We start from the raw sequence: 16,440 nt of genomic DNA, 5'->3' as shown, positions 1-16,440 counted from the left end.
GAATATAAAGCTTTTCAAAATTGCTTTATATTTATTTTAATTAAATGTAAAATATTAACATAAAAAATTTGTTTAGTTAAGGATCTTAACCAATGAGTAATAAAACTATTAATGTTTCAGAAGTTATAAGAAAATTTGATATTCAATTAGTAAACAAAAATGAAAATATTGAGTATCGAACTATTAAATATCCAGCTATTCATAGACTTGGTTTAGAAATCTCAGGAATATCAAAAAACAAACGCTACTCTGGCAACGTTGTTTGTTGAGGAACTAAAGAATCGATTTATTTTAAATCTCTTACAAAAAAGAAATTTAGAGAAACTTTAAGAAGAATTTTATCAGTTAAACCTCCAATGGTTATTTTGTCAAAAGGTGTTTTGAGCATGCATCATAATACAATTTTAGAAGTATGTAATGAATTTAAAATTCCTCTTTACATAGCTGATAAAAGTACCTCAAAAATCACTTCCACAATTGGCACATATTTAAGTGATTTTTACTCAGAAGAAACACAAGTTCATGGATGCTTGTTATCAATACATGGAATTGGTGTTCTTATTATTGGTAAATCTGGTTCAGGTAAATCGGAAGCTACTCATGAACTTATTCAAAGAGGACATTTATTTGTTGCTGATGATGCTGTTCTTGTCAAACATATCGGAGCCAATTTCTTTGGTTATGCACCATATGTTACAAAAGATTTACTTGAAATGCGCGGAACTGGTTTAATTAACATTTTGCAAACTTATGGAATTAAATCAATAATGCGCGGAACGGTGATAAATCTTTGTGTTGAATTAGTTGAAAATGCAAATATTGAATATAATAAGTTAGATCGTCTTGGAGATAGAATTATGTACTATCCAATTCTTGGTGGCAAGATACAAAAGGTCCAAGTCCCTGTTAAAGTTGGCGCTTCTGTATCATCATTAATTGAAGCTGCAGTTATTGCTTACTTATCAAAAAGAGAAGGATTTAATGCTTTAAGCTTGTTAACTGAACGTCAACTAAAAATATCTAAAATGAAAGGAGATATCAATGAATAATATAATGGTTAATTCAGGAGTTTGAATACCTGAATCACCTGTGCTTGCAAATCAAGCACACACGCTCTTTCATATTGGTTCTCTACCAGTTCACACTTATTCATTAACAATGATGTTTGGTATGATTGCTTCAATATTAACTTGTTTAATTTTTTGAAAAAGAGCAAGATATGATATTAACATACTTCTAATGTTAATTTTTCTAACTATTCCATCAGCCATTTTTGGCGCTCGTTTATGATTGCTTGTTGAAAATGCAATATATAGTCCCAATTATGATTGGTCAAGTTGGTACAAAATCTGAGAGGGTGGTTTAAGTATTCAAGGCGGTGTAGCCTTAGCTGTTATTGTCGATTTAATATATGCATACACAAAAAGAGACAAAATTGATATTAGAAAAGCTTGCGACATAATTATTCCAACTATTTTAATTGGACAAGTTATCGGTCGTTGAGGAAACTATGCAAACCATGAAGTTTACGGCAGAATTGATTGAAGTGGAACTGGTTCATTAATTTTTGGTAAAAATTTTGCTTCAAACATGTTCATAAAAGATAGTATTGGCACTGGATATAGATATCCTCTCTTCCTATATGAGGGAATAGCAAACCTAATTGGATACATGATTCTTGTATGAATTATAAATCTATTTGGTTTACTTAAACCTGGTGCAAACGCTCCTTTATACTTCGTATGATATGGAGTTGTTCGTATGTCAATGGAGCCCTTAAGACAAGAAAAGTATTCAATTTATTTAGTTGCAGCAATTCTGTTCCTAATAGGCGGTTTCTTAGGCTTTATTTTCTTCCAATTCTTAAATCCTGTACACTACTTAAGAGAGTGGAGAAAATATAGATTTATTTATCAATATGCTCACCCAGAACAATACATTGCATGAATAGAAAAAACAAGATTTAAAACTAAAAAATCAAAACCAATTACAAAGGTAATTACTTAATATGCAAAATGAAATAATATATGATGTAGCCATTATTGGAGCTGGCCCTGCAGGATTGAATGCAGCTTTATATTCTTCCAGAAGTGGCCTTAAAACAATCTTATTGGAAAAAGAAGTCCCTGGAGGAAAAATCAATGCAACTGCTGAAGTTGAAAATTGATTAGGCATAAAGAATATCAAAGGATATGAACTTGCTGACAATTTATTTAACCATGCTGTTGCCTTCGGCGCAGAGTTTAAAAGTGCAGAAGTTGAAGACATCAATAACATAAGCGATAATAGAAAAGAAATTATTTTAAAAAATGGTTCTACTATTTTAAGCAAAACTATAATTATTGCGACTGGTTTAATCAATAGAAAACCTAATGACATAGAAAACTTTGAACTTTTTGACAAAAAAGGAATTAATTATTGTGGTGTATGCGATGGTCCTTTATACAGAGGCAAAACAATTTTTGTTCTAGGCGATGGAAACTCAGCATTCGAAGAGGCTTTATATCTAACAAGTTTTAGTGAAAATATAACTTTAATTACAAGAAGTGATAAATTTTATGCTGATGAATTAACAGTTCAAAAAGTAATTAGTGAGCCTAAAATTAGAATCTTAAAAAATACTTATATAAAATCATTAAATGGCCATGAATTTCTTGAATCTGTCGATTTAATAAACCATAATGGAAAAATTACAACTGAAAAATGTGATTCGCTTTTCCCAATGATCGGTTTTATTCCAACAACAAGTTTTATTAAAAATTTAAATATAGCTAATGAAAATGGATATATAAGCACAGACAAAAATATGGAAACAAATATTCCTGGTATTTATGCTGCTGGTGATATTAGAAGTAAAGAAGTAAGACAAATAATAACTGCCGCAAGTGATGGTGCAATTGCTGCTAAAGCGATCTGAAACAAACTTAAATAATTTATTTCATTATAAATTTATTTAATTATTTTTAAAATTTAACTTAAATGATAAAATAGAAAAGTACAAACTTAATTTCTTTTATAATAGTACTATTTTAATTAAGAAGGGAGTAAAAAATATGGCAAGAAGAGACCAACTAAGTAACAGAGGCCCTTTATCTGGTAACCTCCGCTCACATTCAATGATTGCAACAAAACGTAAATTTAACGTTAACTTACAAAAAATTACAATCACAAATAGCAATGGCACTCCAACAACATTAAAAGTTAGTGCTAAGACAATCAAGACTCTAAAGCGTAAAGGTATCCTTTCTGTTTAATTAGTCAAATAATAATATTAATAATCCTCCTTAGAGGATTTTATTTTTTTAAAATAAAAAAGAAGCTAATTAATAGCTTCATTATAAATTCATTATCTGTCACCAAAAAGAGCTTTTTTAAGTGTTTCATACTTATAATCACCAAATAATTTTTTAATGATTAATAATGCAAATGTAATTGAACTAGCGGCACTTTTGCCCGTAAATATTTTTTCATGGCATGTTGCAAGTTCTTCATTTCTTAATTTACCAGAATTACTGTCAATCGACTCTATTGGAAAAGAACTATAGGGCATATTGTCATCAATTATGCCGTTTTCATACAACACATTAGGAGCATCGCAAATCGCAAAAATATATTTGTTATCATTCTTGAATTTCTTAATTAATTCCAAAGAAATTTTATCATTTCTTAATTCTTTCGCTCCTGCTCCACCTGGTATAAAAATTGCATCAAATGATTTAAAATCAAAATCATTTTCAAGTGATAAATTTATTATTCCGTGTTGTCCTTGAGCCTTAATATAATTAGGATTATAAAATGTAAATTCATCAAATTCGCCTGACTTTTCAAATGTGCTAAGCACTGAAGCAAGTTCTGTATCATTAAATCTATTATGAACTAAAACAAGTAATTTCATTTTTTTCCTCTTTTATTTTAAAAAACAAACTAGAAATTCACACTTAAATTAATTTATTTTTCTTAATATCTTAAAAATATTTATACCTTTAAACCTATAAATTAATTATTTAAGCAGCTGCGATCACTTTCTTCTTTCTTCTGATGATTCCTCTTCACATAGCCACTAATAATAAAGCCAATGGAAGAAAAATTGTAAGAACAACTACAACAAGATAAATTCTGAGCCACATTTTGTTGCGATCTTTTTTTGCTTTATCGATTTGATCTTGAACTTCTACTGATCTCTCGCCCAAAAAGTCGCTTATATCATTTAGCCTTTTGCTATCAAAAATCTTTATAAAAATATAACTAACAACTAGACTAACCATAATAATTAAGCTTATTAAACAGAAAAATTCTGTATTTTTAAAACTTAAATCAAGCCATGTTGGTCAATCTAAATTAATATAAAAGGCTCCATTTTTGCTTCCAGCAACTCATGCTCCTGATTTATAAAAACCAAAAATAATTAATGTAAATAATCCTTGATAAGTAATAATAAATATAAGCATTCATAACAAGTTAATATCTTTTAAAATTATTTTTTTATATACTATGTGGAATGTAGCACTTGAAGTATAATCGCCTGTTGAAATAGCATCTCTATATCTTTGAATAGTGTGAGTTCAGCGTAAATTTTCAATTGAATTTTTAAGACCAGATACAAATGAAAAAAATATTAAAATGCCAAAAAGAATTAAATATCCCGTTAAAGGCTTACCGCTAGTATTAAAAGGTGGAACCTTAAAATAAACAAGGAAAAAAGCAACAATAGAAGAAATCATAATTATAAAAGAAATCATCATTAGTGATATTTTTAAAATTTTTTCACTTCTAATAACCTTGTAAATTCTTGGTGAAAATTGGCGCTTTGGATCTTGATGTATTTTTTCTTTATCTTTGCCAAAATCCAACTCACGATTTGATTGAACTATCTCAATTGTTTGATTATTTTGTATGGGTCTAAATTTCATGCTTCTCCTAGTTATTTAATTATAATTATTATAATTTAATTTAAAATTAAAAATTAAATATAAGTGATAAGCATTAATTGTGACTGTAAATAAAACACATCAATGAACTAAAAAAGTGGAGACTTTATGGAAAAGATAAATAATAAAAATTTGAATTCTACAAAAGTGGAATTGTTTGAAGACAATAAATTATTAAAAGTCCGTAACCTTAATGTTAGCTTCAAAAGTACTAAAAATTCATTGATAAAAATTGTTCGTGGCATTGATTTTGATATTAATTATGGTCAAATAGTTGGTATAGTTGGCGAATCAGGTTCTGGCAAGTCTGTATTTTCCAAAGCATTAATAAATGCAAATAGAGAAACTATTTCATCTTATGATGAATTCATAATTGATAATGTTGACATAACTAAGTTCAAAAAAGAAAAAATGTGACAATCAATAAGAGGACATTATATCGGGTATATACCACAAGATCCTATTACTTCGCTCAATCCAACAAGAAAAATAGGCAAACAGTTAATGGATGCTTTAAATAAAAATGATGAATGAAAATCTAAATCTAATAATGATAAAAAAAACTATTTAATAGGTCTTTTAGAAAAATTTGGAATTCATTCCCCTGAATATATTTATGATCAATATCCACATACATTGAGCGGAGGAATGAAACAAAGAGTTTTAATAGCAATGATAGTGGCTCTTAAGCCAAAATTAATAATTGCCGATGAACCTACAACTGCACTTGACCCCACTATACAAGCAAGTGTTTTGTCTTTATTTGAGCAAATCAGACAAGAATACAATATTTCAATAATTTTAATATCACACAATATTAGCGTTGTTGCAAAATTTTGTGATTACATTTATGTTATGTATGCAGGTAAAATTGTTGAAAAAGGGTTAAGAAAAAATATATTTACTGAACCAGCACATCCTTACACTTGAGCACTAATATCAGCTATTCCTGAAAGCAATGTGGAAGAATTATTTTCAATCAAAGGAACACCTCCTGATATGGCTAATTTACCAGCTGGCGATCCTTTTGCTCAAAGAAATGATTATGCTCTTGAAATAGATTTTGAAAAGGAACCGCCTTTAATAAAAATCAATGATAACCATAGCGCAGCTACTTGATTATTGCATCCAGATGCTCCAATAATTAAAAAACCAAAAGAATTAGAAAGAAAATTGAAATTTTTTAGAGAGGCTTTTGACAAACATGAAAAATAAGCAAATTATTTTAGACATACAAGGTTTAAAAAAATATTTTGTTAATAATGGAAATATAAATAAAGCTGTTGATGATGTTTTTTTAAAAATTCATGAAGGAGAAATTGTTGGTTTAATTGGAGAATCTGGAAGTGGAAAAACAACTATTGGACGCGCAATAATTAGACTTTTAAATGATGCAAGTGGATTAGTTTCTTTAAATGGAAAAAATGTAAGTGGGAAATATATATCACACAAAAATGAAAAAATGTTAAGAAAAAATGTTCAAATGATATTTCAAGACCCATATTCATCATTAAATGGCAGGAGAAATATTTTTCAAATTTTAAAAGAACCTCTAATTTTTAGTGGAATTATTAATAAAAAAATTTTTGATATTTTTAGTGATTGAAAGAACGTTAAATCTCACTCAAAAAATTTTTTTAATTTAATTTCAATGAAACTTAAGTTTGAAAATTTACATGCAATAAATAAAATAATTCAAGATTTTTTGACAAAATGAAATGATAAACTTACAAACCTAAAATTTGATCTAAGTTCAAAAAAATTAGAGGACAATTTTCAACTATACTTCAATTATTTTGAAGAAAAACAATTAGCTAAAAGCGAAATTATAAATTTGATTCATGCACAAGCAAAAAATCTAATAAATCATTATTATGATGAACAAACTAAATATAGGAATACATTTTATGAAAATTCCTATTTTATAAGTGAAAATGATGAAAAAAGCAAAATATTGTTTGAACTAAAAAATATAAAAGAGCGTCTAGCTTCAACTAAAAATCAATATAATGATTTTATATTAGAAAACAAAAATACAATTAACAATATTCTTAAAACATATAAAAGTGAACAAAAATATTGTTTCATTTCATCAACATGTCATGATAATAGTAAATTTTCTGTTTATAACTATAAAAAAGAATTATTAATAAAAAATAATTATAAATTAATTAAAAAAAATAGAGAAAAATTAAGTTACTTATCACTTGACCAAATCAAATTTTTAATTCATGAATTAAATAATTATACTGATGACTTTTATGTAAAACATCTTAATGAAATTCAACCAAATAAAAATATTAAAAAACTTACAAAAAATGTAATAGATCTTTACTTTGACTTTGATATTGAAAAATTTTTTAAGGCTAGCCAAGATAACAAATTATCATTTGAAAATAAACAAAATTATCTTTTAGAAAAACAAACTAGATATAAAAACATACTTAAAAATTATTCTGCTAAACAAGAAAAAATTAATTTACCTAATCATCATTTGTCAAGTTATCTTAAAAACCATGATGAAGATTACAATAATAAAGCTGACATATTTATTGACCAGATTGAGCATGAAACAAAGATATATAAAAAGTTAATTTTAAAAAATTCTATTTTAGATAAAAAAATTAATGAAATTAATAAACAATTCTTTTTTGAAATAAAGAAAGAATTAAAAAATCTTAAAAAAATAAATGATAAAGCCAATTTTTTTGAATTTAAAAATAATATTAAACAATACAAACAAAAAATAGCTAATAAATTAGAATCACTTAAATTATTTGATGTTGAAATAAAAAATATACTTAAGGATTTAGAAACTATTTATTTATTATTTGGCGTCGAAAAAAAGGTAAATTTTTTCTCAAACATAAAAAATATAATTGCTAAATTAATTACAAAACAAGAAATCTATAAAGCCTTAGAAGAAGTTGGCTTACTTCGTCAATTTGCCTATCGATACCCTCATGAATTTTCAGGAGGACAAAGACAAAGAATTGCAATTGCAAGAGCATTAATAGTTAATCCAAAAATTATAATAGCTGATGAACCCGTGGCATCACTAGATATTTCAATACAAGCACAGATAGTAAATTTATTAAAAAAATTATGCAAGGAAAGAAATATAGGTATGTTATTTATAGCCCACGACTTATTAATGATTGAACATATAGCTGATGAAGTTGCAATAATGCATTTAGGTAAAATTGTAGAAAAAGGCTATACTAAAGATGTTTTTGAAAAACCTATTCATCCTTATACTGTAAATTTATTTAAAGCAATCCCAAAAATATCAAATGTTAATGAAAAATTCGATGATGTTAATTTTGAACCGGATTATTTAGAAGAACAAAAATTTCCTAACAAGCCTATGATGTATAAAATTGAAGAAAATCACTATTTATATGGGACAAAAGAGCAAATTAATGAATGAATAAAGCCTCTCAATATAAAAACACCTATTTTAGTTTCTGAAAATCAAAAATATCACAACGATTCAACTAACAAACCAAATGATGGTTATTTTATTGCTCCTAGTGACATAGAATATACAGTATTAATTGATCAAGGCGGTGAATCAATAGAAACATTTGTAAATGGCTCTACAATTGATGAAGACCAATAAAATAGACTTTTTGGTCTTTTTTATTCTAATAAATATTATTAATTTATAATAAAAATATGAAATTAAACAAAGAGTACTTTAAGCAATCTTTTTCCTGAAAAAAATGTATGCATTTTGTTGCAATTTTAATTATTTTATCAATAATGTTCTTATTTTTTTATTTATTTAAATGAAAAAACAATAAAACTAATAGTTCTATTAGAATTGCTCAAGATGTTACATTTATTATTTCATTGACAATTCTAACTTATGTAGGCATGATGTATCTTTTAACATCAAAACTGTTTTTTTCATCTATTAAGAAAAATAATGTTAAAAGAGAAAATGAGATTATAGAAAAAATTTACGAAGTTAAGAGTAAACCATCAAGCCCAGAGCGTAATATGAGATTAAAAATATTAAAAGAACAATTAGAAGAAGAAAAGAAAAAAAATAAATTTGATAGTCATATTTCTAAAAATAATTTTGTTCTTTGATTGCTTTCAGCAATTTCAATAATCTTCCTTATTTCAGCTATTATCTTAACTGCAGTTAATTAATAAATAATATGTTGCCCTCATTTGTTGGTCATAAACATTAAAAGTTATATAAGTTCCTGGCATATAAAGTGTGAATTTATTGAAATGCATACTAACTCTCTTTATTAAAATGATTTATTTTTAAATTATATTAATTTGTTCAAAAAAGCGCTTGTAGGCGCTTTGATTATTTTTACATATGCGTTTATTTTATTATTAGTATAAATAACTACATCTTTTATAACTAATTTTTGTAAAGCAAAAATTAAAAGTTTAATATACCAAAGTATTAATAGTCAAAAAACCTATAAATTCTAATTTTTACCTTTTAAAAAATATCAAACAATATGATCAAAATCATCAATTGATATTTTATCTTCTTCATTAATGTCTAGTTTAACATTTACATTTTTAACTATTTCTTCAATATGATTCTTATATTTTTTGTATTTTTCAATATTATTATCATATTTATCATAAAAATTTTTACTAACTTTTGCATTTTTGTCAACATACTTTTTATAGTAGAGGCGCAAATTTTTGCGAACAATTTTATCATACTTAGGATATAACATTTTTCCTGAAATAATTTTTGTTGCATAAGCACAAAATTTTGAAGCAAAAGATAAGTTATAGCGCGTTTTTTCTTTTTCGTCTTCTTTTAAAACTGGATCAGAAATTTTAAACAATATGTGATTCTCAGGATTATTTAAATCACAGTCTGCTTCCAAAGCATTTTTAAACTCTTTTGGGTCTTGAGCAATTTCATTTATTATTCTCTTTCAAATTTTATAACGAGCATTTTTGTTAGCCTCCAAATGTGTTGAATTAATCCTATCAACAGAAATAATTGCTCCTAAAATGCATTCTTCATAGGTTAGATCATTATTTTGATTTTTGTTTTCTATCATATCTTTAATTTTTGAAAACCAAAAACTAGACGATCCATGATTGCCTTTAATTTTGTCTTCTAAGATTTCTCTTAATTGAATTTTATTTCCCGATTCTAACTTATCTAAGTTTTTAATTTTATTTCTTAAATATTTAATAAATTTTTGATCACATTCTTTACCATTAATGTCAAAATTATAATTTGAATCAACTTGCAAAACAGCATTAATAAAATTTCTATTTTTAATATTTATCAAAGGTATCTTTTTATTCTCAAAAATTTCTAAATCAAAGTAACTTTTTTCATTCATATTTGTTATTGTAACAAAAACCAAATTTAACTAAAAGTTCATCAAATTACAAATTAATTAAAGTATAAGAAACAAATTTATTATTTGCCTATAAAGTTTCAAAAAGTAAAATAATTTTAAAAAAAGAAATAACTATTTATTAAACATTTAAGTTGAATTAATATTATCTAAGCTAATTTTAAATATGGTAAATCAAATATTTTATCTGACTAGTTTATCTATAAATAAAAAAATCTTTTAACAATAATTCTTTAATATGTATTTTAAAAAATTCCTGAATTGTGAGATATATTATCAAAATAGCTTTTTTTATAGCTGTTTTATAAAAAAATAAAAAACAACAAATTAAGAATTCGCTGTTTCTTTATTAATTAATTCACATACACTGTATGATATTCAGAAGCTAAAGAATTGATGCCAGGCTTAACTCTTATTTCATATTGACCACTAGGTAATTTAATTTTGTAATCATTAATATTAGTTCACTCTTCCTGTCCTTTTAGACGGTATTGCATCGATTCATTAACTCCAGTAATTCAACCACCATAATATTTAACTATATTATTGATATCTCTTGGTTTATAAGGTTTAATTAATTGGATGTCAGAAGCAAAATGGCTAGCTGTTTCTTTTTTACGTATTGACACCGTTGTTGTTCCTATATCATCTAACAAAATTTCATTTTTTGTGACTGATTTTCATTCTCCTGTATTAACTCTATATTCCATTGATTCATCAATGTTTTTTAAGATGGCGGATCTATCAGAAACTCCTTCAAAAACCACATTAGGTGTTTCATGTTTTAAAACATTAAAAGTAAAAGATTTATTTTTAATTATAAAATCGTAACCAATTTTAAATATATCTAAATTTATATTTGCATCACCAAATGTATCAAAATTTTCTAAATAAACTAGATAGCCATCACTAACTTTTTCAACATCTTTTATAAATGCCTTTTCTACAAAAATGTTTTTTGATGATAGTTCAATATCAGCACTAGGTTTTATTTTGATTATATAATTACTTTTATCATTAGTAAATTTTGAAACTTCTAAATTAACTTTTGTAGCTTTTTTATCAATGCGTGGTAGCATAAATTCGTACTTAACAAAATTTCTAATATGTCTATTTTCTAATTTTCTTCCATATTGTGGATTTGCACCTGTTATTTCTTTAATTGCTTGTTGAATTTCTGTATCATAATTATAAAAAGGAGTGGTCAGTTCTAAAATATTATTTGTTTTATCACTTAGTTTTCTTTCAATTAATTTTTTAATATCCTCCTTATCAATAACAAAATTATCCATTTTTATTGCACGATATTTAGTTCCCATTCTTTCAAGCGAAAAAGGCTTAATATAATCTCTACTTCACTGTATATCATAATTAGAAATCAAAAAATAATTATAGTAAGTTTCTTGTATGCCGTCTTGACTTACTTTTGCCCCTCATGTAGCATCAACATGATATCATTTGCTATCAATTTCAACTAAGTTTCAAAGATGTCATTCATTTCCTACTTTTCCAGTTAAAAGTATTGATGGAATATTCATTTCATCCATAAACATTTTATACCCTTTGGCATAGCCTGCACATACACTAGCTTTTTCAATAATAGCTGAATAAGCAGTTTGATCTGAGACAAAATCTCCACGTTCAACATATTTGACATTTTTTGTTATTCATTCATATGCTTTTAATGCTTTCTGAACATTAGATAAATGTTTTCAATTACTTGTTAATTCCTTGACTTTTTGCAAAGTTAATTCATGATGGTTCAACGATATTGTTTCATTAACTGAATAAATTTTAATTTCAGCCTTAAATATATACCCTTGGTACTCTGCTCATATTTCATAGTTTTTACTTTGTCCTTCAATTTTTTTAGAAGTAATTAATCCAGTATCACTTAGAGTAATTGCTACTTCATCAGGAGTTTTTTGCATTGGTTCATAAACAAAATCACTAGGATAATGGGTTCTTAAATATCACTTAACTCCAGACATTGGCATATTATTTTTATCAAAAAGTTGTAACTGATATGATTGATCAGTTTTTAACTCAACATTATCATTTTTAAAATGATAATCTGGATGTGAATAATAGTTATAACCAGCATATCTTGTGTTTAATATTTTTTGTTTAATAGTGTCTACGCCATCTTTTGAATGAATGGCGGCATTTTCTTTATTGTCAGCCGCTTCCTTCTTGCTTTCACTTGACTCTTTCTTAATAACTAAATCTTTGTCAAGCTTTATAAGCGGACGATAATAATATTGGTGCTCTTTTTCATTAAACATTCCTTCTTCACGATCATTTCCTAGATTTAAATCTTCCGCAGGAATAAGCGCTTCTAAAGGTCTAGTTTTCTTTTCATTAGTTCCAATATCATTTTTAATAATAGGTTTTGGAATGCTTTCTATTTTAGCTGAAGAACTTGCTTTTGCTTTTGATTCTTGTAATTCTGCATTATCTTCACTTGGTTCTTCATCTAGTTTAGATTCATCTTTCTTTTCAATAGAAACTATTTTGTCAAGTTTCTTTTTATCTTTCTGTCTATAGTGTTGTCCTTCTATATTTTTGAGATCGCTATTATCATAGTTATTTTTCTTTGTTTGAATATTTGCAGAATCATTATTATTGTTATTTGACTTTAAACAACTAGATGATAATGAAATAATAGTAATCAAGCTTGAACTTGATAATAAACTTAACGCCGCTAATCTTATTTTTTTATTTTTCATTTTAACCACCTAACAGATTAATTTGACTATATTCAAGCTCATAAGATAAATAGAAACTCAAACGTTACTGACATATTAATCGCGTTTATTATAAAACTATTAAAATAAATTGCATCTATTTATAAATATTTTTTCATTTTTTAGAAAGCAAAGACTTTTTTTACATTAGCCACCTTTATAAGCGTATAAAAAATTTATTAAATTATTTTTGTTAAAATTAATAAAAATGGAAATATAAAAGGAAAAATAATGAAAAAGCTTGGAATTATTCTTACTGCAACAATAATGATTAACTCTAGCGTCACAATTTCTTGCTATTCATTTTCCAAAAATAGAACCCACTATTTTTCTAAAGCAAGTACATCAAAAAATTTAATAAGAAACAACACAATAAACAGTGATTTAGAATTAAATTACAATGGCTTAGTTTCAGAAAAAGAATTTAAAAAAACTAATAATAAAGCACAAACTCAAATTTATAAAACTTTTACTGGTTATACTATCCCTATAAAAAATAGAAGTGACAAAACATCTAATTATTTTTTATTAAATAGCTATGAATTAATTGATAAATTATGGCATGAATTAATTTTCTTGTATGATAACAATGATTTAAAAAATGGGTCATCGCATAATTCCAAAACAATATTAAGTGTATTAAAGCATAACTTTGATATTTTTAAACACAATAAATTATATTTAAATCATTTATCAAAATGGCTTGATTTACAGGCAAATTCGGTTGAAATAAATACTAACAAATTCGATGCTGATAAACATCATTATGCATTTCTTTATAAAAATTTTCTAATAAAGAAAAATGGACTTAAACATTTTATTGACTTTTGTCTTTCTAAAGATAAAAATAATATTCAACTAATAAATTATGTGCAGAAAATAATTAATGAAACAAAGGCATTTATTAACATACAATTCCTAAATAGAGACCTAGCATTTAACCCATTAGAAGATGCTTATACAGTAGATTTAAATAACTTAGATTTTATAAAATCATCTCCAAATGACAAAATAAAAGACTTGAGAATACAACTAATAAATGATGGTGGATTTTATGTTAAAGAGCCCTCAGGCAAAAATAAAAATAATGATTTAGCTATACTTGAGTATGACTATTTTATGAAACCATATAACTATGATGAGTTCAAAAAATTATTTCCAAATAATAAAAAATACAATGGTGGTACTATTAATGAAAAAGAAATTGAATATGCATATTTAAATCTTCATATTAATGAAATACTTGGAACCTATGGCTATTTTTCAGCTCCCTCTTCTTCTACAACAGCTGATTTACAACTATTTTTGTCAAATGAAATAATAAACGGAGAAAAGCATAAAAAAATTAAGGGAAACACATTAGTTTATAGACATAACAAAGATGAATGACAAGATTTAAAAAATTATATTCTCAAAACAATTCCATATTTAATCTCGAAAAAATATACAGAAGAACAAAAAATAAGAAGTTTGCATAATTTTATAATATGGCGTATTGACTATGATTTAGAAAGCGCTGGAGAAGAAATTCGAACTGGAAAAATTAACCTTGAAATGAGAAATCCAGCAGTTTTTTCTAAAAATCCTAGTTTACATGATTCTGTTAAAGGTGTTTGCGAAACATATGCTCGAACATTAGCTCTTTATGCCACTTTTTTGAATATAGATATTGCATATTTTACTGGAGATGTCTATGGGTATGAATATGATGAAAAAAATGATAAATTTTCGCGTACAAATGTTGTAGAGCCGCATGCTTGAAATATATATAAATCAAAAGAAAACGGAAAGTATTATTATCTTGACTTAACTTGAAATGATATACAACAAAGCAGATACTACACAACTAAATTTAATGATAGAAATATTATTCCTTTTTCATACAATTATTACCTAAAAAAATGAAAAGATATCACTGTATTACGTAAAACAGGCGGAATATTTGATACTTGAGCATACTCGGTTACTAATAAAAATGGTGAATCTGTAGTTACTAGAAGCATAGACAAACATATTTGAATGATTGATCAATGATATAAACACATTAAGCAACCAAATAAATATTTTGAAGTGCCAGACTTATCAACTGTTCATTCATGAGAAAAAAAGTAGAAAAATAATATTTTCTACTTTATATTTTATTCCTTATTTACAGTACTAGACATATAAACATGACCCCTCATTTTATGTATATCAAACATATATATCATAGCATTAGGATCCACTTGATCGACAATAGAAAGAGCGGTTTTAGATTCTATGTACATAGTATTAATAATTAAGACTGGTTGCGCTTCTTTATTGTACCCGCCCTTAAAATTAGCAACTGTAACAGCATATCGTTTATCTTTAAGTGCAAAAATTTTGTCCATAATTTCATTTGGTTTCTTTGTGTAAATTTCAATTTTAACCATTCTATATTTTGGAAATAAAATATCAACCACAATACCATTAACTAAAATTAATACAAATGAACTAGCAAAGCTGGCATTGAAAAATATATCTATACTTCAATTATCTTTTTCAAGCGCTGCCGGAATATAAGTTCCTATAAAATTAGAAAACACCAAACTTATAATATGAATAATAATATAAACAATTCCTAAGTTTTTAAATTTCTTTTGAGAATATCAAACAACAAAAATATCAAATCCTGCAGTTGATGAATTGACTATTAATAATGCAACAGCAAGTGCACCTTGAATAATTGCCCATAAAAGACCATAAAACATAACAGAAACAGGGTTATTTGGATTATTGGTGTAGTTAACTGCCCATGTAGTAATCTGAATAATATCATTTTTAGTGTTGTATTCTTTGTCTAATAATCTACCAAAAATAAATCAATCTTCTGTGCCTGGTATACTACTTATTGCTATACCAAAAATGGTCGTAAACAACATAAATAAAGTTGTTAAAAGTGCAAATTGTTTGTTTATTTTTACCGATGCAAAAATAAACATAGGGATATTTATAATAAAGTTTATAGCCCAGAACAAAACATTAAATGTAATTCTAGCATTCTGTTCTGTTCCTCCATTATGAACAACTAAAAAAGCAGCTAAACGAGCCCCTCCATGGCTAATTGCATCAACACCGAGTCCATAAAGACCTGTATTTTGAATTAAAAGCATTCCAAAAAACGAAAATAAAAAGCAAATAATCGCTACAGCTATTGCTTGTTGTCAAAATTTAGTTAAAGTATGCAAGAAAGAAAAATGTAGTAATTTTTCACTAACTTTAACTCTATTTATTTCGCTTGTAGCTAATAAATTTATTCTTTTTTTTGTCTTTTTTTCAGTTTTTTGTTTGTTTTTATCTGGTTCTGGTAAGTTATACATATTATTATTTTATCAATATAAAATTAAAATTGTCTATTAATTTAAATGATATCCAAAAGTGCAA

General features: G+C 25.9%; 13 protein-coding genes. 8 read left to right on the top strand and 5 right to left on the bottom strand.

Annotated elements, in window-relative coordinates; translation table 4 throughout:
* Positions 1-92: 92 nt before the first annotated feature.
* From hprK to rpmB, 4 genes are all read left to right on the top strand, one after another.
* Complete coding sequence (gene hprK, locus JS510_RS00405) at positions 93-1,049, top strand: HPr(Ser) kinase/phosphatase (protein WP_205517412.1); 957 nt, start codon at positions 93-95, stop codon at positions 1,047-1,049.
* Positions 1,042-2,007, top strand: coding sequence for a prolipoprotein diacylglyceryl transferase (gene lgt, locus JS510_RS00400; RefSeq protein ID WP_205517411.1), 966 nt, complete (start codon positions 1,042-1,044; stop codon positions 2,005-2,007). Before hprK ends, lgt begins: the two co-directional genes overlap by 8 nt.
* 1 nt (position 2,008) lies before the next feature.
* Complete coding sequence (locus tag JS510_RS00395) at positions 2,009-2,932, top strand: NAD(P)/FAD-dependent oxidoreductase (protein WP_205517410.1); 924 nt, start codon at positions 2,009-2,011, stop codon at positions 2,930-2,932.
* Positions 2,933-3,053: 121 nt separating this feature from the next.
* Positions 3,054-3,254 (top strand): 50S ribosomal protein L28, encoded by a 201-nt coding sequence (rpmB, locus tag JS510_RS00390; RefSeq protein ID WP_205517409.1) that lies wholly within the window; start codon positions 3,054-3,056, stop codon positions 3,252-3,254.
* Between the two features lie 92 nt (positions 3,255-3,346).
* On the opposite strand, the gene JS510_RS00385 is transcribed toward rpmB, so the two are convergent.
* Together JS510_RS00385 and JS510_RS00380 are read right to left on the bottom strand one after the other, a co-directional pair.
* Positions 3,347-3,895 carry a DJ-1/PfpI family protein gene (locus JS510_RS00385; RefSeq protein ID WP_205517407.1) on the bottom strand — a complete coding sequence of 183 codons (549 nt, stop codon included), beginning with the start codon at positions 3,893-3,895 and terminating at the stop codon, positions 3,347-3,349.
* 109 nt (positions 3,896-4,004) lie between these two features.
* Positions 4,005-4,910: an MSC_0882 family membrane protein gene (locus JS510_RS00380; protein ID WP_205517405.1), complete on the bottom strand. Its 906-nt coding sequence runs from the start codon at positions 4,908-4,910 to the stop codon at positions 4,005-4,007.
* A 126-nt stretch (positions 4,911-5,036) separates the two neighbouring features.
* Between JS510_RS00380 and JS510_RS00375 the strand changes: the two genes are divergently transcribed.
* The 3 genes from JS510_RS00375 to JS510_RS00365 are packed head-to-tail and all read left to right on the top strand — an operon-like array spanning position 5,037 to position 9,089.
* Positions 5,037-6,143, top strand: coding sequence for an ABC transporter ATP-binding protein (locus JS510_RS00375; RefSeq protein WP_205517404.1), 1,107 nt, complete (start codon positions 5,037-5,039; stop codon positions 6,141-6,143).
* A complete protein-coding gene (locus tag JS510_RS00370; RefSeq protein WP_205517403.1) occupies positions 6,133-8,550 on the top strand; it encodes an ATP-binding cassette domain-containing protein in 2,418 nt (805 codons plus the stop codon). Before JS510_RS00375 ends, JS510_RS00370 begins: the two co-directional genes overlap by 11 nt.
* A 56-nt stretch (positions 8,551-8,606) precedes the next feature.
* Entirely contained in the window at positions 8,607-9,089 is a 483-nt protein-coding gene (locus tag JS510_RS00365; protein WP_205517402.1) for a DUF3899 domain-containing protein, read from the top strand.
* A gap of 293 nt (positions 9,090-9,382) precedes the next feature.
* Here JS510_RS00365 and JS510_RS00360 read toward each other — a convergent pair whose 3' ends face one another.
* Together JS510_RS00360 and JS510_RS00355 are read right to left on the bottom strand one after the other, a co-directional pair.
* Positions 9,383-10,270, bottom strand: a complete 888-nt coding sequence (locus tag JS510_RS00360) for a hypothetical protein (RefSeq protein WP_205517401.1) — start codon at positions 10,268-10,270, stop codon at positions 9,383-9,385.
* Between the two features lie 371 nt (positions 10,271-10,641).
* Positions 10,642-13,017 carry an MAG6410 family transglutaminase-related lipoprotein gene (locus tag JS510_RS00355; RefSeq protein WP_205517400.1) on the bottom strand — a complete coding sequence of 792 codons (2,376 nt, stop codon included), beginning with the start codon at positions 13,015-13,017 and terminating at the stop codon, positions 10,642-10,644.
* A gap of 249 nt (positions 13,018-13,266) precedes the next feature.
* Here JS510_RS00355 and JS510_RS00350 point away from each other — a divergent pair, with 249 nt between their 5' ends.
* Positions 13,267-15,147: an Mbov_0119 family protein gene (locus JS510_RS00350; protein ID WP_205517398.1), complete on the top strand. Its 1,881-nt coding sequence runs from the start codon at positions 13,267-13,269 to the stop codon at positions 15,145-15,147.
* A gap of 26 nt (positions 15,148-15,173) precedes the next feature.
* On the opposite strand, the gene JS510_RS00345 is transcribed toward JS510_RS00350, so the two are convergent.
* A complete protein-coding gene (locus JS510_RS00345) occupies positions 15,174-16,376 on the bottom strand; it encodes a DUF2179 domain-containing protein (RefSeq protein WP_205517397.1) in 1,203 nt (400 codons plus the stop codon).
* Positions 16,377-16,440 lie beyond the last annotated feature (64 nt).

The organism is Mycoplasma tauri, assembly GCF_016925555.1.
Lineage (GTDB): Bacteria > Bacillota_I > Bacilli_A > Mycoplasmatales > Metamycoplasmataceae > Mycoplasmopsis > Mycoplasmopsis tauri.
Note: the sequence above shows the minus strand (reverse complement) of the source record. Positions and strands in the feature narration are given on the sequence as shown.